This window comes from Ruminococcus sp. B05 (assembly GCF_003628495.1).
Classification (GTDB): domain Bacteria; phylum Bacillota; class Clostridia; order Lachnospirales; family Lachnospiraceae; genus Schaedlerella; species Schaedlerella hominis.
The window spans coordinates 69,239-89,557 of record NZ_RBZR01000003.1; the positions used below are offsets into that span (position 1 = coordinate 69,239).

Below are 20,319 nucleotides of genomic sequence, written 5' to 3' on the forward strand. Positions count from 1 at the left end.
TGGCTATTTTTATCTCAGTCGAGAAGACTCCCAACTCTTCAGGTGGTGACGTTCGACTTAAATATTTAAACACAACGAGAAAAATTAGAGAAAAGGATGAAAAAATGGAACAGACATATATGAAAGAACAACCTGTGTTGAAGTTGTTATTGACAATGGCTATTCCGATGGTTATATCTATGTTGGTGAATGCATTGTATAACATTGTGGATAGCTTTTTTGTTGCAAAGATAAGTGAAGATGCGATGACGGCGTTATCTTTAGTGTATCCTATGCAGATTTTAGTTAATGCAGTGATGATTGGATTTGGAATTGGTATTAATGCGGTAATTTCTTTTTATTTGGGAGCGCAGGATCAGGAGAAAGCGGATAAGTCGGCAACGCAGGGATTAATTTTAAATACAATGCACGGAATCGTCCTGACTGTAATCTGCATTGTCGGAGCAAGCACATTCCTGCGGTTTTTTACAGAGAATGAGACGGTATTAGCTATGGGAATAAGATATTCGAGAATCGTTTTTTTATTTTCTGTATTTCTGGCATGGCAACTGCTACTGGAGAAAACATTTCAGGCAGTAGGAATGATGGCAGTTTCTATGATCTGTATGATGGGAGGATGCATTTTCAACATTATTCTGGATCCGCTTCTAATCTTTGGGGTAGGTTTTTTCCCGAAACTAGGAATTGAAGGTGCAGCACTTGCAACCGGATTAGGACAGATAGTCGGTTTTGCGATGTATTTTGTATTTTATAAATTTAAAGCTATGCCGGTTCATTTCAGAAAGAAAAATATGCGTTTGGAAAAAGATGTTTGTAAAAAGATGTATTCTATTGGAATTCCGGCATGTCTGAGTCTGGCATTGCCATCGATGCTAATTTCTGCATTGAATGTAATACTTGCATCGTTTGGTCAGACATATGTATTTGTCTTGGGAGTATATTATAAATTGCAGACATTCTTATATCTTACAGCAAATGGTGTTATTCAAGGAATGCGCCCATTGATTGGATATAACTATGGAGCGGGTGAGAAAAAGAGAGTACGCAAGATTTATACAACTTCACTGATACTTGTTCTGATTGTTATGGCAGTTGGAACGGTGATTTGTCTTATGATTCCAAATCATCTGATTGGAATGTTCACAACAGAATCTAACACAGTAAAAGCAGGAGCAGAGGCACTTCGAATTATTAGTGGGGGATTTATTATTTCTTCCCTATCACTTGTAACAAGTGGTGCACTGGAGGGGCTTGGAAAAGGAAAAGAATCCTTAATTATCTCTCTTTGCAGATATGTGCTGATTATCATACCAGCAGCATGGATTGTCAGTAGGATTGTGGGAGTTACAGGCGTATGGCACAGCTTCTGGATTACAGAAGTATTGACTGCGGGGATTTCTCTGATTATTTATAAAAACTATTATTGAAAAAAGGAAGTGTTTCTCAGTATAATAGTCTGTATGGGGAATGTTAGTTAAAAACATATAGGTAATCGGAGGTATTTATGGATCAAGCACATTTAAAGAGAGCAGGTACAGTTGCAACGGTTATTTTGGGAAATGTTTTCTATGCCTTTGTAATTAGACTTTTTCTTTTGCCGGGGAATCTGATGACGGGAGGAACAACCGGTATCGGTCTGGTAGTGAAGCATTTTACAGGAGCATCAATTTCTGGGTTTGTCTTAGTGTTTAATATTGTGATGCTGATAGTTGGATGGACGCTTCTTGGCAAGAAATTTGCACTGACGACAGTTATTAGTTCTTTTACTTATCCAATCGCATTGGAGGCGGCTAATCATATTTTCGGTGATCTGGTGATTACGACTGATCCAATGCTGAATACCATATTTGCCGGACTTGGAATAGGTATTGGTCTGGGGATTGTGATTCGAACGGGAGCTTCTACAGGAGGTATGGATATTCCGCCGTTGGTGTTGAATAAGTATTTTCGAATCCCAGTATCGGTTAGTTTGAATGTATTTGATCTATTGATCCTGGTTCTGCAGATTGTATATAATCCTCCGGAGCGTGTTTTATACGGTGTATTGCTGGTTATGATTTATACGACAGTGTTGGACAAAGTACTGATGATGGGAAATACCAAGACGGAAGTGAAGGTTATTAGTAGTCAGGTGGAAGAAATACGTCAGGCGATTCTTGCACAGGTAGACAGAGGTGTGACGATGCTGTACGGAGAAGGCGGATATCGGCAGGAACAAACGCAGATTGTGTTAAGTATTGTATCTAATCGTGAGCTTCCACAGGTTGAGAAATTAATCAGACATATTGATCCAGAGGCTTTTATGATTGTTAGCAGAGTTACAGAAGTACGCGGAAGAGGGTTCTCGTTGAGTAAACATTACGGAGAAGAGGAAGTGTGATGAATATAGAAGCATATTAAGAAATCTATTATACTAAAAGTAAGAATTAAAGGTAACAATGTACAATAATAGCGAATTTGAAACATGTCATTTTTAGCAGGTGATATCATGAAAATAACTTATATTAATCACAGTGGATTTTTGGTTGAGACCAAAGATTGCTACTATATCTTTGACTATTACAAGGGTGAATTGCCACCTCTCGATAAGAAGAAAGAAGTGATTGTCTTTTGCAGTCACTTTCACGAGGACCATTTTAATCCGAAAATTTTTGAAATCCTTGATGATATGGGGATGACCTATCAGGCTGTTTTATCGAAGGATATACGCAAGAAGAATAAGCGGTCGGATATGAAAATTACATATGCTTATCACGACAAAGCATATACTTTGGATAATGATACCGAAGTTGATACATTGCTTTCTAATGATAGCGGTGTTGCATTTATCGTAAAAACAAGAGAAGGAACGATTTACCATGCCGGCGACTTAAATGACTGGTATTGGGAGGGGGAGCCGGAGACTGATAACCAGAGGCTTACATCGGCATATCGTGCAGAGATTAGAAAAATTAAGGGGATGCATTTTGATGTTGCATTTGTTCCGCTTGATCCAAGACAAGAAGAACACTATGCCGACGGGATTCTATATTTTCTTGAAAAGGTAGATTGCAATGCCATTTTTCCAATGCATTATTGGGGTGATGCCAGTGTAATCAAGCGGTTTATTACTGAACACCCACAATATAAGTCACGTATTAAAAACACAGAATGTACAAAAGGAGAAGTATTATGAATTTTAAAATGATCCATGAAAATTATAACGTATCAGATTTAGACAAATCTATTAAATTTTATAACGAAGCCCTCGACTTACATGAAGTAAGACGAAAGACGACAGATGATTTTATTATTGTATATTTGAGTAACGATGCCAGTGATTTTGAGCTGGAACTTACTTGGCTGAAAGATCATCCACAGCCATATGATCTGGGCGAATGTGAATTCCATCTGGCATTTCGAGCAGATGATTATGAGGCTGCTTATAAAAAGCACAAAGAGATGGGATGCATTTGCTTCGAAAATGAAGCGATGGGAATTTATTTCATCGAAGATCCGGATGGATACTGGCTTGAGATTCTGCCGTAAATCCGTTTACAGCAAGTAGAAGAGGGACACAATAACGGGTATTGCTTTCAACATGAAAGGAGGATTCAACATGATTAAGACAACAGTAAAGGTTTCTGGTATGGCTTGCACTATGTGTGAAGCTCATATTAACGAAGCAATCAGAGGTGCATTTTCGGTGAAAAAAGTAAAATCAAACCATTCTAAGGGAGAAACAATTATTTTATCCGAAGAGCCTTTAGAGGAAGCTGCAATTCGGAGAACGATTGAAGCTACGGGTTATACTATAGGCGAAATTACGAGCCAGCATGTCGAGAAGACAGGTGGTATTGTTGATTTTATAAGAAGAAAATTGTAGATTTTTTGTTATGGACAGGACGAAAAGCCTTGATTTACAAGGAATTCGGGCCTGTCTTTTCTATTTTAGGTGAAAATATAGCGGGTTGACAATATAGCATATATCGGGTACTATCAAGTAACGCAATGCGTTATAATAATAGGAGAGATTGATCATGAGTAGAGGAAAAGAAGTAAAAAAATTAAGAGAAAAAATGGGAATGAACAGACGTGAATTTAGTGATTACTATGGTATTCCGTATCGTACCATTCAAGATTGGGAAGCAGAGAAAAGAGAACTTCCGGATTATTTACTGCGATTGTTGAAATACAGAGCGGAAATAGAGCGTCGAATCAATAGTGAAGATAATTAAAAAGTGGTACTGATGATTTCTAGTCCAAGAATTAGTTCAAAGAAGGGTTATCAGGTATTATAGTATTCTTTGTATATTTTTTTACCATAAACATAACGCAATGCGTCAGACTGGAAAGGAGGATATTTAGTGGATAAGAAAATAAGTGTAATATCAGATTTGGATGGAAAGAAAATTGTTGTAATCAGTGATATTCGTTTTAAAGGAAAGAGGAATATCAATTGGGAAGAAGTTGAGCAGTATTTAAAAGAATACATAGGAGATTGCTATGAAGTAGTCGAAACCTCGGATCAAGTCTATATTGGTTCAGATTTTCCAGGAGAATTAAAAGGATCTGGAGATACCAAAAGATTATATGGAGCGAATGCGAAAGCAAAGGCTAATGCTACTCAGGGAATTCCTATGCTTCTTCAATGTGCTACGAATAAACGATGGCAGGAAAACTTTAAAGGAAAGCATAATGTTGATGCAAAGTTTGGCTGCTATAGATTTACGACAAGGTTTGCACTTCCAGTATATAACAATGATACTGGAGATCTTGAACGGTTTAATATATTCAGGATAGAAATGTTGATACGACATGCTGCAGACGGAAATTTATATCTGTATGACATGGTGAACATAAAAAAAGAAACGAGCACCCCGCTTGAGCAACAGCTGTACGGTAACAAACCCATTTCTTGATTATATGATACATTGAACAGTATTAAATGTCAACGAAAAAGCATAAGAAATCTCAATGAAAAGCCAGCCAAGCTATTCATCGGAAAGACCATAGAAAAGACAAGTTCAGATACACTGATTACACTCAGTGCGTCCGGACCTGTTTTTTTGTTGCTATCGTTTCTTTCGGTTACCTTTGCCACGCTTGCTTCCGGGGAATTTTAGCATATCAGATTTACGAAGAATGCCCATCAAAGTGACAAATTCATCTTTGGTGATTTTGCTATATTTGATTCCTAATTGTTTTAGGAACATGGCAACTTGGACTTCTTCAGCAGCGAAAGAAAAACAGTTAGGGTAAAACTGCTCAATCCGCACACTTTATTCTCACAGACAAAGGTATGTATGATATAATTTGAGTTAATACGTTAAATGATAATGTTGAAATTATAAATGATTACAGAGGAGGCATTATGGAAGTTACAGTGATTAAATCAAATAGAAAAACAATGGCGATTCAGGTGGATTTTAATCAAAATGTCACTGTAAGAACCCCATATAGTGTTTCAGAAAAATACATTGAAGAATTTCTAAAAAAGAATGAGGCTTGGATTAATAAAAAACTTGAAGAAATAGCAGAAAAGAAGAAACATATTAAACCGAAAGCATCAGAAAAAGTAACGTTTGAACAAATAAGGGAGCTGGCAGATAAAGCTTGTGTGACAATTCCGGCGAGAGTAGAATATTTTGCAAAAATAATTGGAGTTACTTATGGAAGGATAACAATCAGAAATCAGAAGACAAGGTGGGGGAGTTGTAGCAGCAAGGGAAATTTGAATTTTAACTGTCTGTTAATGTTAGCTCCTCCGGAAGTTTTAGATTATGTTGTAGTTCACGAATTGTGTCACAGAAAACAAATGAATCATTCGAAAGCATTTTGGGCAGAAGTAGAGAAGGTATGTCCGGACTATAAAGTCGCAAAAAAGTGGCTTAAAGAAGAAGGAAGTCAGCTCATTTAAGAAGAAGTTGTGGTAAAATATAGAAAAAGACCTTGTATATCGGCTGGGAGTCAATCCCCCAGCTGATATAGCCTCCGGCAGGATTGAAGAGGTGCGCAGTAGAAGTATGTCATGCAATTGCACGACGCGCACCTCGCAGCAAGAATGCCGAGGCATTCTTGAATTATTAAGCAAAGGAGGGATTCCATGAAGAAATTGGCAGTGTTTTTAATGACAGTTATGTTAGCAGTGATGACCGCCGGATGTGGCAATAGCTCAAAGATGGCCGCGGAAGATCGTGCAACTGTAAGTTCGGGTGCAGAATTGGATAGCGAATATAATTGGGATACGGATGAGGCCGCAGATACGGGTGTTACTTCAGAGAATGGGTTGGAAGCGCAAGTAGAAAATGGACGAAAATTGATTCGAACAGTTTCCCTATCTTTAGAGACAAAGGAATTTGATTCTGTTCTTACTAACCTAAGCACAAAGACTACAGAGTTGGGCGGTTATATTGAGCTGTCTACTGTTAGTGGGAATAGTTATGCACATCATTCTACTCGATACGCAAGTTATGTTATCCGGATTCCTTCGGATAAGTTAAATGAGTTTGTAGAAGTGGTCAGTGAACTGGGAAATGTGACTCAGAAAAATGAATCTGTGGAAGATGTAACACTTCGCTATATAGATGTGGAGAGTCATAAAAAGGCATTAGAAACCGAACAGGAGCGTTTATTAGAATTACTTTCTAAGGCAGAGAATATGGAAGAGATTCTAACTATTGAAAGTAAATTGTCGGATATTCGTTATGAGATAGAGAACTACGAAAGTCAGCTCAAAACAATGGACAATCAGATTGATTATAGTACAGTGAGTGTGTATGTAGACGAAGTGGAACGTGTGACAGAGACTGGTGAGAAGGGATTTTTTGAAGAAATCAAAGAACGATTTGGAAATAGTTTATATGTAGTGGCGAGGGGAATCAGAGGACTGGTAATTGGAATACTTGGTTCATTGCCAATTCTCATTGTATGTGGAGGTGTTATTGCGGTTGTTGTAATCGTAGTTAGAAAGATTTTAAAGAAAAGAAACGTGAGAAAAGAAGATAGAACACAAAATAATGAGATAGAAAAGCAGTGAAAAAATATAAAAGTAAAAATGTAGAAAAGGAACAAAATATTAAAATGGACTCGATACTATATAAAAATTATTTAAACATTCTTAGGCAGGAGTTGGTACCTGCACTGGGATGTACGGAGCCGATAGCAATTGCTTATACAGCAGCAAAAGCACATCAGGTTCTTGGAGAATTTCCAGATTCTGTAGAGATGAAACTGAGTGGAAATATTATTAAAAATGTAAAAGGTGTTACGGTTCCGAATTCCGATGGGATGAAAGGAATTGAGGTTGCGGCAGTGCTTGGCATTGTAGGTGGAAATGCGGATAAGGCACTTGAGGTTTTGAGTGAGGTTACGGAGGAAGATATTTCCAGAACCCGTGAGTTGATCAACCGGAACATCTGTACATGCTCATTGGTTGAAGGTGTTGATAATCTTTATATTACAGCGAAGCTGATTAAAGGAGAGCACTTTGCTTCGGTAACAATTGAACATCAACATACGAACATTACCAGAATTGAAAAGGATGGAGATGTGCTTCTGGATAATCCTTATTTATCGGAAAGTGAGACTAGTGTAGATAAATCTAAGCTTACAGTTAAAGATATTTTAGATTTTGCAGATCAGGTTCGTATGGAAGATGTTCAGCCAATCATTGATCGCCAGATTAAATTAAATTCTGCAATAGCACAGGAAGGCCTTGACAATAACTATGGTGCACAGATTGGAAAAACGTTGATGCATGTATGGGGAAAAAGTGTTATCACGAGAGCTTGTGCCAGAGCAGCAGCGGGAAGTGATGCACGTATGGGTGGCTGTTCTATGCCGGTTGTGATTAATTCAGGAAGCGGCAATCAGGGAATAACGGTGTCTCTTCCGGTTATCGTATATGCGGATGAGTGGGAAGTATCTCACGAGAAGCTTTGTCGTTCTTTAGTTGTCAGCAATCTGATTGCAATTCATCAGAAATACTATATAGGAAGTCTTTCAGCATACTGTGGTGCAGTCAGTGCAGCTTGTGGTGCGGGAGCGGGTATCACCTATATGTATGGCGGTACATACCAGCAGATTTCATTGACTATTATTAATACGCTTGGAAATATTGGCGGAATCGTTTGTGATGGGGCAAAGCCATCCTGTGCCGCGAAAATAGCATCTTCCGTCGATGCTGCACTCATGGCTTTTCAGCTTAGTATCCGGAACAAAAGCTTTCTTCCGGGAGAAGGTATTATCAAAAATGATATTGAGGAGACAATTAAGAGTATGGGATATATCGGGCGAGTTGGTATGCGTGCCACAGATACAGAAATTTTAAATGTTATGATAGATCGTGCTGATATCGAACAGGAATGTTAAAAGAGGAGGAAAATGAGATGAGTATAAACATGAAAGCAAGAAAAAATAGAACAAAGATACAGATGGTACTTACGCTGTTAGTAGTACTTTCGGTTATACGACAATTTTTCTTTGGAAATTATCACAACATGTTCTTAGGAATATTAACGCTGATATTATTCATGGTTCCACAATTTCTAGATAAGAAATTGAGTGTTACAATACCGGTAGGGTTGGAAACAGTTATTTTGATCTTTATATTTTCAGCAGAGATTTTAGGAGAAATTAACGCTTTTTATGTAAAAATACCGATTTGGGATACCATTTTACATACTACGAATGGATTTTTAATGGCGGCGATAGGATTTGCATTAATCGATCTCTTTAACCGAAGCGAGAAATTCTCAATTAAGATGTCACCATATTTCGTTGCATTTTTTGCATTTTGTTTTTCTATGACAGTTGGAGTGCTGTGGGAGTTCTTTGAATTTAGTATGGATCAGTTTTTCGGTTTAGATATGCAGAAAGACTGGATTGTTACAGCAATTAATTCTGTTAAATTAAATCCTACAGGTGCAAATGTTCCGATTCACGTAGATGTTCAATCTGTAGTGATTAATGGGGAGCAGTGGAATCTTGGCGGATATCTTGACATCGGTCTTATAGATACAATGAAAGATTTGATCGTGAACTTTATTGGGGCGGTTGTTTTTTCAATTATTGGTATTTTATATTTGAAAAACAGAGGAAGAGGAAAGCTTGCAGCTTCTTTGATCCCACAAGTTAGAAATGAAGACAAAATAGAAGCAGAAGACAAATAAGAGTCTTCTGCTAACGGAATTCCCGTACTTTTTTAGAAATACTTTCCAGCTCTTCTTTTGAGAGTTCGGGAAGTCTTTCTAGTTTATCCATAAACATAGTGAGTGTTTCTTTTCTTTGCATCTCTACCATCTGTGTATAAAAATTGACAACAACTCCAGTGACAATGGCAATTACAAAAATAGCATAAATCGTAAGTAATACGGAACATATTTTTCCGATAAATGTAACAGTAACGAAATCGCCAAATCCGGCAGTGGAAATTACAGCATAGCAATACCAGAGGGCATCTCCGTAGCGGTTAATATTTGGTTCGACCAACTGGATAACCGCAGCATTGGCAAAAAGGAAGAGAACGAAACCAAGGATTACTTGTGTAGCTTTTGTCCGTTTTAAAATCATCCATAATAATTTTAATCTTTTCATAATTAAAATCCTCCGAGAAATAAAGGTAAGTACTAAGAAGCACAGGTTACGTTAATTAAAGTATAGTATAAATTTAACGGAAATAACAACAGAAAACAATATTGCTGTTTAAATATACCTGTGATATCATGAAAAAATGTAAGTAATATAAGGAAAAGGTGGAATTTCTTAATGGAAAAAAATTATAATCTGGAACTGCTCCGGATCATTTCGTTTGTCTCCGTTATAGTGATCCATGTGACAAACTATTACTGTCGTGCATATGGCGAGATCAGTCAGGGAGAATATATATTTTCTATGATTTTAGATGTTCTGGCAAGAGTAAGCGTTCCGTGTTTTTTTATGATTACAGGTGCACTCCTTTTAGGGAGAGAAGAACCTCTGAGAAAACATCTAAAAAGATTATGGCGCTTTATAATTGTGCTCGTCGTGTGGAGTCTGATTTATATCATCTGGAATGATTTTTATATGAAGACACCATATGATATACGCAAGATATTATTTGAACCGGCGGAAGCACATCTTTGGTATTTATATGCAATGATTCCGATTTATATGGTTCTCCCGTTTTTTCAGGTAATGTGTAAGCACATGAATTTGAGATTGGAACAGGCATTTCTTGGCGTAATCACATTAGCAATCATTTTTAATTATCTGTCTTCTTTGGGAAATCAAGAAGCATATTACGATCTGCCATTGATCGGGGACCGCGTTTACATGTATTACGTGTTTATTGGATATTATATTTATAAATATAGAAAACATGTGATTCGAGATCAACGAATACCGGCGATAACATTTGTTGTGTGCATGTTAATAAACATAGGATTAACATGGATCGGAACGATAAAACAAGGTGTTCATTGTGAACGATTTATGGAGTATGGAAACCCAATACTTGTATTGGCAGCTACAATGTTCTTTATGTATATTATTCGGTTAAAGAAAAGCGAATTTTCTCCCGGACCAAAGGCAAAAAAAATCATGGATACATTTTCGGGATGTTCGTTTGGCATTTATCTGATACATATTCTATTTTTGGATAATTACAAGAAACATATGGAAGCGGCAGAGGCATCAGCATGGATTGTAGTTCCGGGGCTGACATTGGCGATCATTATCGTTTCTTTTGGCTGCATATGGTTGATGAAAAAGACCTTTGGGGACAGGGTTAAGTGGCTTTTTTAGACCTTTGGGGACGGGGTTAAGTGGCTTTCAAAAATCAGATTAAGTGATAGAGGCTTTTTTAGGGCTGCATATGTGGAAAGGCTGGAAGATAAAGCATAAGAATGGGAGAAGAATTATGAAGAACACAAAGATGAGAAATCAATTAGAGCTTTGGCTGTTTTGTGCAATTATCGGTGCATTTGCCGGTGGACTGGTGTGGGCGCTTTTAAAAGTTCTGGCAGTTGGAACGGAAGTGATATGGGAATGGATTCCAGGCAGGTTTTCAATTCCGTTTTATACGATTGCTGTGTGTACGATAGGAGCAGCAATTATCGGGCTTTTCCGTAAAAAATACGGGGACTATCCGGAAGAAATGGAAACCGTAATGGGGAAGGTGAAAAAAGAAAAGCATTATGAATATAAAAATATGCTGGTTATGATAATTGCAGCATTGCTTCCGCTTTTGATAGGAAGTAGTATCGGTCCGGAGGCTGGGCTTACAGGGATTATCGTCGGTCTGTGCTATTGGGCGGGAGACAATCTGAAGTTTGCAAAGCAGCATACAAAGGAGTATTCGCAGGTCGGAGTTGCAGCGTCTTTGAGTGTGTTATTCCATGCGCCACTGTTCGGAATTTTCGAGGTAGAAGAGAGCGAGTCGGAGGAAGCGATATTAGAAATGTCAGGTACTTCGAAAGTATTTATTTATGGTATCGCACTGGCAGCGGCAACAGGAGTTTATGCCGGTTTATCTGCACTGTTTGGAGCGGGGCTTTCCGGTTTCCCGGCTTTTTCGGTAGTTGAAGTTGGAAGAATCGACTATGTATTGATGATTATATATATCATTTGCGGTTGTATTTTGGCAGTATTTTATGAAAAGACACATCAGCTTATGCAAACAGCAACGAAAAGAATACCTGCAGTCTTAAGGGAAACATTAGCAGGCTTGATTCTTGGTGTATGCGGTACGTTGATTCCGGCAGTGATGTTTTCGGGTGAAGAGCAGATGGGCATACTTATGAAAGAGTATATGAATTATCTCCCACTTGCATTGATCGGAGTTGCATTTTTGAAAATTCTGCTTACCAATCTTTGTATACAGTCAGGATTAAAAGGAGGACATTTCTTCCCAATCATTTTTGCAGGAGTATGCATGGGATATGGTATTGCAATGCTGCTCTGCGGAAATGTCGAGAGTCATATGGTGTTTGCGACAGCAATTGTTACGGCAGCATTACTCGGTGGAACGATGAAAAAACCATTGGCAGTTACGATGCTTCTGTTTTTGTGTTATCCGGTCAAATGGTTCGTCTGGATATTCGTGGCGGCAGCCGCGGGCAGTAAGGGAGTATCCGTTTTAGAAGGGAAAAAAGAATAAGAGTAGAGCGAAATAGAAAAGGCTGTGATTTCAAGATGTAAAGAACACATTTTGAAATCACAGCCTCTTTGATTACAGAAAAATAGTTTTGTAATCGCATGCGCCAAATAGCAGAAAATTAAGATGGAATCAACACACATGCACAATACCCCGGAGCAGGTTGAAAACAGTAGATGGTCAGAGTCTTGTCGATTTCCGGACTATAATCATGCAGGATATGTTTATTGCCGTTTAATGCTACATCCGCATAAGTAACAAGCCTTCTTCTGTTTGGTATTGCTGTTGCGGCAGGTATTGTAGCAGGTGGAGTTATTTACTGGAGAAAAAAGAAAGCAAAAAATAAGATGAAAAAGAAGACAAAGATAATAATAGGAATTCTGATTGCGGCTGTGATAGCGGCCGCAGGAATTACCTGGTATGTTATGAATCAAAAGAATCAGAAAACCGGAAATTCGTCTGCAGAAGTAGTAGCCTGGGATGTGGATATCGAGGAGGAAGAACCTTCCCAGGAAAAAGGAATCCTGATTCCGGGATATACAAGTATGGTAATGAAGGCAAATACAAAGGAGCAGACAGTAAGCATTGGTAATCCGGCAGATAATGATTGCATTTTTGTAATTGTATTGAAACTGGAAGACGGAACGAAACTGTTCGAATCACAAGAGCTGAAACCGGCAGCAGGTCAAGAAGCAACTGACCAATTAAGACTGAACCGTAACCAGTTATATAATAAAGATCTTTCTGTCTGGGGTGGACAGTACACCGGTACGCTTAAGTTCTATACCAAGATTGTAGATATATATGCAAATTAAAAAAGAGTGGAATAATACAAGAAAAAGCTTGCTTAGAAAATTTTTTATGTCGCTCGTTCTTGTATGTATTTGTACTTTATCAGTTCCGGGCAAATCTCTGGCTCAGGAGACAACAGATCATGTGACTTATGCGGGAAGTACCAGCGTAAAAGCGTATGTGACAGGAAGTTCTGAAAATGAGAAGGAGAACCATCCCGAAGAAGAGGAACATTTGCAAGATAAAAGAACAACAAATGCGAAAACAGGAGATGAGAGCAAAGCTACAATGTGGATTACGATAGTGATATTCTCAATGCTTGTATTTGGATGTGGAATAAAATATAAAAAAGGTAACAAGTAAATAAAAATTTGTGTTATTATAGACAAAACAAAAGAAATGCAGAAGCGAAAGGGGCGGCAAAAATGAAGGAGAATAAAACAATTAAAATTATCACAATGATCACGGGAATCCTGACAGTGCTGTTAGGTTTTTATGCAGTAGTTCGACCTATGAGAACATTTTTAGCAATCGGATGGATTCTTGGAATGCTTCTCTTAGTGAATGGTATTGAACTTGTGATACTTTCATTGTCTAAAGAGAAGAAAGATATTGGAGCATGTATTCTTGGAGTTCTGGAAGGACTTGGCGGTATTATTTTATTATTTAGTGGCGTACAAAGATTCCTGACCGATATCATGGCAACTTATTTGGTTGGAGGCAGCGTACTGATTTATGGTATTTTCCAGATTGTAGCCGGAGTGAAGAAGTTTAAAGATTCTAAAGGAAAAGGAATTCTGGCGATTATCTGTGGTGTATTATCGATTATTGTAAGTATTATTACTTTTACACATCCAATATTGACGATGTTCTCAGTTGGATATATGATTGCATTTTCTGTTTTGATGCAGGGAGTTAATATGATCGTACTTGCTGTGAATTTTGGAAAAGCGAGTGAGGAATAAAAAGATAATAGAATAGTAACAACTGAAAAGAGAATATAAAAATGATGATGCCATCTCCCTTGTATGGCATCATCATTTTCGTTATAATAAAAAAATACTGCGAGATGATTTGATCAAAACGATAAATTAAAAAATTATACGAGAGGAGATAAGCAAATGGAGAGATATGATATTGCAATTATCGGAACCGGTCCAGCAGGATTATCTGCTGCAATTACAGCCACAGTCCGTAATAAAAAAGTGTTGCTGTTGGGACCGGCAAATCTGAGCGAAAAAGTGCAGAAAGCACATTTGATACAGAATTATTTGGGCTTACCGGAAATAAGTGGAGAAGGGCTTGTTAAAGCCTATCAAAAGCATTTAGAAGCAATGAATATTTCCGTCACAGATGCAAGGGTAAATGCAATCTATAACATGGGAGACTATTTTGGAATCCAGGCATCGGGTGAAATCTATGAAGCAGATACAGTTATTCTGGCGACAGGTGTTGTGACAGGTAAGATGTTGGAAGGAGAAAAAGAATTTCTGGGGCGTGGCGTGAGTTATTGTGCTACGTGTGATGCAATGCTCTATAGAGGAAAAAAGGTTGCAGTAATCGGTTATAGTAAGAGAGAAGAAGCCGAGGCAGAATTTCTTGCAGAAGTTGTGGATAAGGTGTATTATTTCCCAATGTATAAAGACGAGCCGCAGCTTTCTGAAAATATTGAAATCGTCAGGGAAGTGCCGAAGAAAATATTTGGTCCGGATTTAGTAGAGGGCTTGCAGACAAATAAAGGAGAATGGATTGTAGACGGGATTTTTGTTTTACGTGAAAGCATTTCACCGGAGCAGTTGCTGAGCGGAGTAGAACTGGACGGGGTACATGTGAAAGTAAATTTGAAAATGGAAACAAGTATTTCCGGATGCTATGCGTGTGGAGATATAACAGGAATGCCATATCAGTATATTAAGGCGGCAGGTCAGGGAAACGTGGCAGCACTATCTGCGGTTGAATATTTGGCAAAAAATAAAGCGAAAAAGGTGAAATAGATGAAATCATATGAAGTAATATTATTTGATCTGGATGGAACGATAACAGATTCGTCAGAGGGTATTACCAATTCTGTAAAATATATGTTGAAACAGTATGGTATTGAAGAAAATGATATGGATAAACTGTGTCAGTTTATAGGTCCTCCGTTGGTAGAACCTCTGCAGGAAATGTATGGATTTTCGGAGGATGAAGCAATAAAAGCAGTAGCCCAGTACAGAGTGTATTATAAAGATAAAGGGATCTTTGAAAACAAGGTTTATGAAGGTTTTGAAGATGTGCTGAAGGTATTGAAGAAAAAAGGAAAAAAGGTACTTGTTGCAACTTCAAAACCGGAGTTATTTGCAAGAAGAATAATGGACTATTTTCATCTTACACAATATTTTGATTATGTGGCAGGAGCAGGGATGGATGAACGCAATGGTTCTAAGGCTGCAGTAATCGAGCATGCATTTGAAGAATGCAATATCACAGATAAATCGCAGGTGCTTATGGTTGGGGACCGTAAGTATGATGTGAATGGTGCAAAGAAGATGGGCGTTGACAGTATGGGTGTTTTATATGGCTTTGGCTCAAGAGAAGAATTAGAAGAAGCAGGGGCAACATATATTGTTGATACGGTGAAAGATCTGGAAGAAACATTTTGTGAGATGGAATAAAAATATTCACAGTAATATGTGTGGATAACAAAATAAAATGTGAAAAAACATGGAGAGAATCCAACTGGTTGTGGATAACTCTCCATGTTTTTCGTTTAAAGAAAACTGTTTATTGGATCGTGGGGCTCCAATATGTATTTAATAATTATTCTTCTGCAGGAAGTTCGGTTGTTTTCTCTTTTGGTGGCATAACCAGTGAGAAAATTAAAAATGCGATTAATGCAGCAACTAAGCCAGGTACGATTGGCTGGTTGAAGTGAAGACCGAATAAGTTTCCACCGGAAATATGCTCAAGGTAAACAACTACGATAGTACCTGCAATTAATGATGCAATAGTACCAGCTGGAGAAGCACCTTTCCAATAATGTCCGAGAATATATGGGAAGAAAGCACCAGCGGCACGCAGAGTAAATGCAAACATCAAGATAGACACGATGCTTGATGTATTAAACAATGCGATCAATGTGGCACCAACACCAACAGCTGCCATTGTGACACGAGTAACGATCATAACTTCTTTGTCGGAAGCTTCAGGTTTGATTACGATTTTGTAAATATCATTTGCAAAAATAGCACCCGCACCAAGAAGGTCTGAGTCAGCACTTGACATTGTAGCAGAGATGACACCTGCAAATAATAAACCGCAGATAAGAGCAGGCATAGCTTCCATAGCTAATACAGGAAGTGCGTAACGGGCACCGATATCCTGGAAATCAGCTGCATTAAATTTACCCATGTTAATCAAAGCAAGAACGATGATTCCCATAATAGTAGGAACAAATGCGTAAATAAAGTTTACGATTGCTGCAAGGATAGAACCCTGTCTTGCAGCTTTACCATCTCTTGCGGCATAGTATCTGGATACAGCCTCCTGTCCAACAGTAAATGTAGCAACGTACATAATTGTTAAGCTGATAACATCCATTACATTATATCCTTTAAAGATATCAAATGTTTCAGCCGGAACATTTGCAACAACGTTATTCCAGCCACCGGCAAGATTCATGCCGAATGGCAATGCGATGATCATACCAACTACGATCAGAAATACCTGAACGAAGTCTGTAAGAGTTACGCTCCAGAGACCACCCATGATGGCATAAATTGTTACAACAATACCTACGATCAGAACAGCTGTCTTGTAGTTCATGTTCAGCATTGTAGATAAGATAACAGAAGAAGCAATAAACTGTCCGGCTGTCAGTCCGATTAATGGTACAAACATAATTAATGAAGTAATGATTCCAGATGGCTTTCCATAACGGCGACGGAAATACTCAGGAACAGTTTTAACCATGGCAGCGCGGAATTTTGGTGCCAGGAATGTTAAAATAACAAAGGCAAATCCCATAGTGATGATGTACCATGCAGCACTTAAGCCATGGCTTTCCATACCCTGCTGAACAACACCGAGAGAGCTTCCACCGCCGATTTCTGTTGCGGCGAGAGTACCGGCCATCAGAAGTGGTCCTAAACGTCTTCCGGCAACAACAAAGTCTGTGTTGGATTCAATTTTCTTGGATGATAAATAACCAATCAACAACATTACCAGAAGATATACAACAACAACGCTGGTTACAATAATATTTGACTGCATATGCAATCCCTCCTCTTTTCTCATTATAACAAAAAGGTATCAGACTCCCACGAACCCTGACACCCTTGTCTTTCTGTATTATAACATATAAATATAAATTGTGCCAGATAGGGACGGAGTTTAGTGCCGGATAGGGACGGGGTTTGGTGGCTCTTTCGCTCGCGAAAGAGCCACACAACCCCCGTCCCTATCCGGCACTCTAAATGAGAATGTTTCTCGATTATGAAGTTTTGGATTGACTTTTTTCTGATATATCCAATATAGTATAAAATGTTAGATTAAGGCAACAAAGGTGAGTATAATGAAACTTAAAATGGTATTAGCATGTGTCTGTCTTAGTACATCACTGATGTTAAGCGGATGTAGTAATACAAAACAGACTACGACAGCAGAAACAAAAAGCGTTCAGACAGAAGAAAAATCTGTATCAGATGAAGAAGCGTCGAAAGATATATTTGCAATGGATACATATATGACGGTAACGGCATATGGAGATCAGGCACAAGAGGCAGTTGATGAGGCTGAAAAAGAGATTCAGAGATTGGATGAACTGCTCTCCACAGGAAATGAAGAGAGTGAGATTGCAAAATTAAATCAAACAGGAAGTGCTACGTTATCTGAAGATGCAGGCTATCTGGTAGAACGTGCATTAGAGTTGAATAAAGAAACAGATGGTGCATTTGACATTGCGATTTATCCGATCATGGAAGCCTGGGGATTCCCAACGCAGAACTATCAGGTTCCAACGGAAGATACATTAAAATCACTGATGCAGCTTACAGATGCGTCAAAGATTACATATAACGAAGACAGCCGGAAAATTTCTTTTGGTCAGGAAGGCATGAAAATTGATCTCGGGGGAATCGCGAAAGGATACACGTCATCCCGGATTATGAATATTTTCAAGGAAAATAATATTTCCAGTGGTCTGGTAAACCTTGGCGGTAATGTGCAGGCACTTGGAACAAAAACAGATGGCAGTAAATGGCGCGTCGCAGTGCAAAGCCCGGATGACACAGAAGATTATCTTGGAATCCTGAGTGTGCAGGATAAAGCGGTTATCACATCGGGTGGATATGAGCGATATTTTGAACAGGATGGTAAGACGTATCATCATATTATTGATCCGAAAACCGGATATCCTGCGGAAAATGGATTGACGTCTGTCACGATTGTAAGTGAAGACGGAACATTGGCAGATGGATTGTCTACTTCTCTTTTTATCATGGGAAAAGAGAAAGCGATAGAATTCTGGAAAGCACATAGTGATGAGTTTGACACCATTATGCTGACAAAGGATGGAACACTTTATGTAACGGAAGGAATTGGGGACGATTTCTCAACGGAATTGAATGTGGAAATTGTCAAGCGATAAAAGTGAAGGAGAAGGAAAATGGATATAAAAGATAAGGGAAAGAAAATAAAATCATTTGCACCGGCTCTTTCTGTTGCGTTGGTTACTGCCTGTGTGGCCGGTTCTTTGAGCGGATATGAGGCACCGGTCTATGCCGCACAAGAATCGAAAGCAGAAGCGGTGGGTAATAAAGGGAAAAATGTAACAACGGATAACAAAGAAAAAACGAATGCAGCGAAGGGGAGTTTTGATCTGGCAGATGGTGTTTACAAGGGAACTGGAACAGGATATGCAGGAGACATCACAGTGTCTGTCCAGATAAAGGACAAACAGATTGTAGCAATCGATATTTTGAGTACATCAGATGATGCGGCATTTTTCAATCGTGCAAAGGCAGTAATTGACCGAATCATAGAAGGCCAGACGTTAGATGTTGATACGGTGTCTGGAGCAACATTTAGTTCAAACGGAATTATCAGTGCGGTGAAAAATGCATTGACAGGGGAAAAGGACAGTGGTGAAACTGGAAAGTCACAATCGGGCGGAACTGCCGCAGCAGGAAGCGCAACGTCCGTGGCGCAGGTAGAAGACGCATCGGCATATAAAGACGGAACGTATTATGGAACCGGTACAGGTTTTGGCGGAACTTTGAAGGTGCAGGTGGACATCAGCGGAGGGAAAATTGCTGCGATTCAGATACTGGAAAATAATGATGGAAGTGAGTATATTTCCAAGGCATCATCTATTATCAACGCAATTATTTCCAGTCAGAGCACAAATGTTGATACAGTGTCCGGAGCAACGTACAGTTCAGTTGGAATTATTCAGGCAGTACGCGATGCGCTTAGTCAGGCAGCGGTTAGTGGTTCGGATAACAGCAGTTCAAACAGCAATACAAATCAGTCAGAAAAGAGTGATCAGGCGACAGATGTAATTACTGGAACGGTTCCGTATAAAGAAGGAATTTATTATGGAACAGCGGAAGGATATAGTGGAGATGTCAGGGTTGCAGTTGTTATTCAGGAGCATACGATCAAGGCGATTTTGATTACAGATACGTCGGATGATGAGAGCTTTTTCAATCGAGCAATGGATGTTGTGAAAAATGTCATAAAAAAACAGAACACAGATGTAGATACCGTATCCGGTGCGACATATAGTTCCAAGGGGCTGATAAATGCCATTAAAAATGCATTAAAACAGGCTGAAAAAGTGACGAATGGAGAGTCGACAGAAGAAAAGATCGATACATCGAAACTAGCAGATGCGATTGAAAATGCAAAACAGTTGGATGAGGCAGAATACACAGATGCAACCTGGGCAGTTCTGAAGATTCGATTGCAGGAAGCTGAGGAAGCAATGGAAGCAAAGGAGCAGGCAGCGATTGATAAAGCACTGGACAATCTGAATCAGGCGGTTATATTACTGGAGAAAAAAGATTCGGAAGATGATGACAGCAGTATCTATATCAACGGCACTTATACAGTGATGGTACCATGTGAACCGGATGAAGATGGAGATTTTGATGCATATAATCTGACGATGAATGTAACGATTCGTGATGATAAAATTGTGGCGATTACAGATATTTATGGAGATGGTTCATCTTCAAATAACAGTTATATCAAAAAGGCGGCAAATGGTACTTCAACAAAAGAAGGAATTGTTTCGAAAATCATAAATAAAGGATTGCCGAAAGATATCGATGCGGTATCTGGTGCGACTTGTTCTTCTGATGCAATCATAGCAGGATGTGAAAAAGCTCTGGAAGAAGCAAAACGTCCGGAAAAGACGGAGGCAGAATAAA

At 38.7% G+C, this 20,319-nt stretch carries 23 protein-coding genes; 20 read left to right on the forward strand and 3 right to left on the reverse strand.

Annotated features, from left to right (window positions below; genetic code table 11):
• Positions 1-104: 104 nt before the first annotated feature.
• The 7 genes from D8Q48_RS04825 (at position 105) to D8Q48_RS04855 (ending at position 4,901) form a co-directional block, all read left to right on the forward strand.
• On the forward strand, positions 105-1,427 hold the full coding sequence (locus tag D8Q48_RS04825; protein ID WP_121055626.1) for an MATE family efflux transporter: 1,323 nt from the start codon (positions 105-107) through the stop codon (positions 1,425-1,427).
• Positions 1,428-1,504: 77 nt separating this feature from the next.
• The gene (locus tag D8Q48_RS04830) at positions 1,505-2,380 is read left to right on the forward strand and encodes a YitT family protein (RefSeq protein ID WP_117990265.1); all 876 of its coding nucleotides are present in this window, start codon (positions 1,505-1,507) and stop codon (positions 2,378-2,380) included.
• A 108-nt stretch (positions 2,381-2,488) separates the two neighbouring features.
• Positions 2,489-3,175: an MBL fold metallo-hydrolase gene (locus tag D8Q48_RS04835; RefSeq protein WP_117990264.1), complete on the forward strand. Its 687-nt coding sequence runs from the start codon at positions 2,489-2,491 to the stop codon at positions 3,173-3,175.
• Complete coding sequence (locus D8Q48_RS04840) at positions 3,172-3,528, forward strand: VOC family protein (RefSeq protein WP_117990263.1); 357 nt, start codon at positions 3,172-3,174, stop codon at positions 3,526-3,528. Before D8Q48_RS04835 ends, D8Q48_RS04840 begins: the two co-directional genes overlap by 4 nt.
• 70 nt (positions 3,529-3,598) lie before the next feature.
• Entirely contained in the window at positions 3,599-3,865 is a 267-nt protein-coding gene (locus D8Q48_RS04845) for a heavy-metal-associated domain-containing protein (RefSeq protein ID WP_117990262.1), read from the forward strand.
• A gap of 154 nt (positions 3,866-4,019) precedes the next feature.
• The gene (locus D8Q48_RS04850; RefSeq protein WP_022075193.1) at positions 4,020-4,217 is read left to right on the forward strand and encodes a helix-turn-helix domain-containing protein; all 198 of its coding nucleotides are present in this window, start codon (positions 4,020-4,022) and stop codon (positions 4,215-4,217) included.
• Positions 4,218-4,346: 129 nt separating this feature from the next.
• Positions 4,347-4,901 (forward strand): hypothetical protein, encoded by a 555-nt coding sequence (locus tag D8Q48_RS04855; RefSeq protein WP_121055628.1) that lies wholly within the window; start codon positions 4,347-4,349, stop codon positions 4,899-4,901.
• A gap of 153 nt (positions 4,902-5,054) precedes the next feature.
• Here the strand turns inward: D8Q48_RS04855 and D8Q48_RS04860 are convergent, their stop codons facing one another.
• Complete coding sequence (locus tag D8Q48_RS04860) at positions 5,055-5,258, reverse strand: hypothetical protein (protein WP_118725021.1); 204 nt, start codon at positions 5,256-5,258, stop codon at positions 5,055-5,057.
• Positions 5,259-5,353: 95 nt separating this feature from the next.
• On the opposite strand from D8Q48_RS04860, the gene D8Q48_RS04865 reads away from it, so the two are divergent.
• The 4 genes from D8Q48_RS04865 to D8Q48_RS04885 all read left to right on the forward strand — a co-directional run bounded on the left by D8Q48_RS04865 (position 5,354) and on the right by D8Q48_RS04885 (position 9,152).
• Positions 5,354-5,899, forward strand: coding sequence for a SprT family zinc-dependent metalloprotease (locus tag D8Q48_RS04865; RefSeq protein ID WP_121055630.1), 546 nt, complete (start codon positions 5,354-5,356; stop codon positions 5,897-5,899).
• A 186-nt stretch (positions 5,900-6,085) separates the two neighbouring features.
• Positions 6,086-7,018 (forward strand): DUF4349 domain-containing protein, encoded by a 933-nt coding sequence (locus D8Q48_RS04875; protein WP_121055632.1) that lies wholly within the window; start codon positions 6,086-6,088, stop codon positions 7,016-7,018.
• Complete coding sequence (locus D8Q48_RS04880; protein WP_330514384.1) at positions 7,015-8,352, forward strand: L-serine ammonia-lyase, iron-sulfur-dependent, subunit alpha; 1,338 nt, start codon at positions 7,015-7,017, stop codon at positions 8,350-8,352. Before D8Q48_RS04875 ends, D8Q48_RS04880 begins: the two co-directional genes overlap by 4 nt.
• A gap of 17 nt (positions 8,353-8,369) precedes the next feature.
• Positions 8,370-9,152 carry a hypothetical protein gene (locus D8Q48_RS04885; RefSeq protein WP_117990257.1) on the forward strand — a complete coding sequence of 261 codons (783 nt, stop codon included), beginning with the start codon at positions 8,370-8,372 and terminating at the stop codon, positions 9,150-9,152.
• Between the two features lie 10 nt (positions 9,153-9,162).
• Here D8Q48_RS04885 and D8Q48_RS04890 read toward each other — a convergent pair whose 3' ends face one another.
• The gene (locus D8Q48_RS04890) at positions 9,163-9,576 is read right to left on the reverse strand and encodes a potassium channel family protein (protein ID WP_117990256.1); all 414 of its coding nucleotides are present in this window, start codon (positions 9,574-9,576) and stop codon (positions 9,163-9,165) included.
• 171 nt (positions 9,577-9,747) lie between these two features.
• On the opposite strand from D8Q48_RS04890, the gene D8Q48_RS04895 reads away from it, so the two are divergent.
• The 7 genes from D8Q48_RS04895 to D8Q48_RS04925 all read left to right on the forward strand — a co-directional run bounded on the left by D8Q48_RS04895 (position 9,748) and on the right by D8Q48_RS04925 (position 15,561).
• Entirely contained in the window at positions 9,748-10,764 is a 1,017-nt protein-coding gene (locus D8Q48_RS04895) for an acyltransferase family protein (protein ID WP_117990255.1), read from the forward strand.
• Positions 10,765-10,879: 115 nt separating this feature from the next.
• Positions 10,880-12,118 carry a chloride channel protein gene (locus tag D8Q48_RS04900; RefSeq protein ID WP_243116230.1) on the forward strand — a complete coding sequence of 413 codons (1,239 nt, stop codon included), beginning with the start codon at positions 10,880-10,882 and terminating at the stop codon, positions 12,116-12,118.
• A gap of 344 nt (positions 12,119-12,462) precedes the next feature.
• Positions 12,463-12,930, forward strand: coding sequence for a hypothetical protein (locus D8Q48_RS04905; protein ID WP_121055634.1), 468 nt, complete (start codon positions 12,463-12,465; stop codon positions 12,928-12,930).
• Positions 12,920-13,270, forward strand: a complete 351-nt coding sequence (locus tag D8Q48_RS04910) for a hypothetical protein (RefSeq protein ID WP_121055635.1) — start codon at positions 12,920-12,922, stop codon at positions 13,268-13,270. The genes D8Q48_RS04905 and D8Q48_RS04910 overlap by 11 nt, the downstream gene beginning before the upstream one ends.
• Positions 13,271-13,332: 62 nt before the next feature.
• Positions 13,333-13,872: a DUF308 domain-containing protein gene (locus D8Q48_RS04915; RefSeq protein ID WP_243116231.1), complete on the forward strand. Its 540-nt coding sequence runs from the start codon at positions 13,333-13,335 to the stop codon at positions 13,870-13,872.
• A gap of 156 nt (positions 13,873-14,028) precedes the next feature.
• On the forward strand, positions 14,029-14,901 hold the full coding sequence (locus D8Q48_RS04920; protein WP_121055637.1) for an NAD(P)/FAD-dependent oxidoreductase: 873 nt from the start codon (positions 14,029-14,031) through the stop codon (positions 14,899-14,901).
• Positions 14,902-15,561: an HAD family hydrolase gene (locus D8Q48_RS04925; RefSeq protein WP_121055639.1), complete on the forward strand. Its 660-nt coding sequence runs from the start codon at positions 14,902-14,904 to the stop codon at positions 15,559-15,561.
• A 145-nt stretch (positions 15,562-15,706) separates the two neighbouring features.
• Here D8Q48_RS04925 and D8Q48_RS04930 read toward each other — a convergent pair whose 3' ends face one another.
• The gene (locus D8Q48_RS04930; RefSeq protein ID WP_121055641.1) at positions 15,707-17,158 is read right to left on the reverse strand and encodes a sodium:solute symporter family protein; all 1,452 of its coding nucleotides are present in this window, start codon (positions 17,156-17,158) and stop codon (positions 15,707-15,709) included.
• A gap of 301 nt (positions 17,159-17,459) precedes the next feature.
• Between D8Q48_RS04930 and D8Q48_RS04935 the strand changes: the two genes are divergently transcribed.
• On the forward strand, positions 17,460-18,533 hold the full coding sequence (locus D8Q48_RS04935) for an FAD:protein FMN transferase (RefSeq protein WP_118687845.1): 1,074 nt from the start codon (positions 17,460-17,462) through the stop codon (positions 18,531-18,533).
• Positions 18,534-18,551: 18 nt separating this feature from the next.
• Complete coding sequence (locus D8Q48_RS04940) at positions 18,552-20,318, forward strand: FMN-binding protein (RefSeq protein WP_117991821.1); 1,767 nt, start codon at positions 18,552-18,554, stop codon at positions 20,316-20,318.
• Position 20,319: the final 1 nt, after the last annotated feature.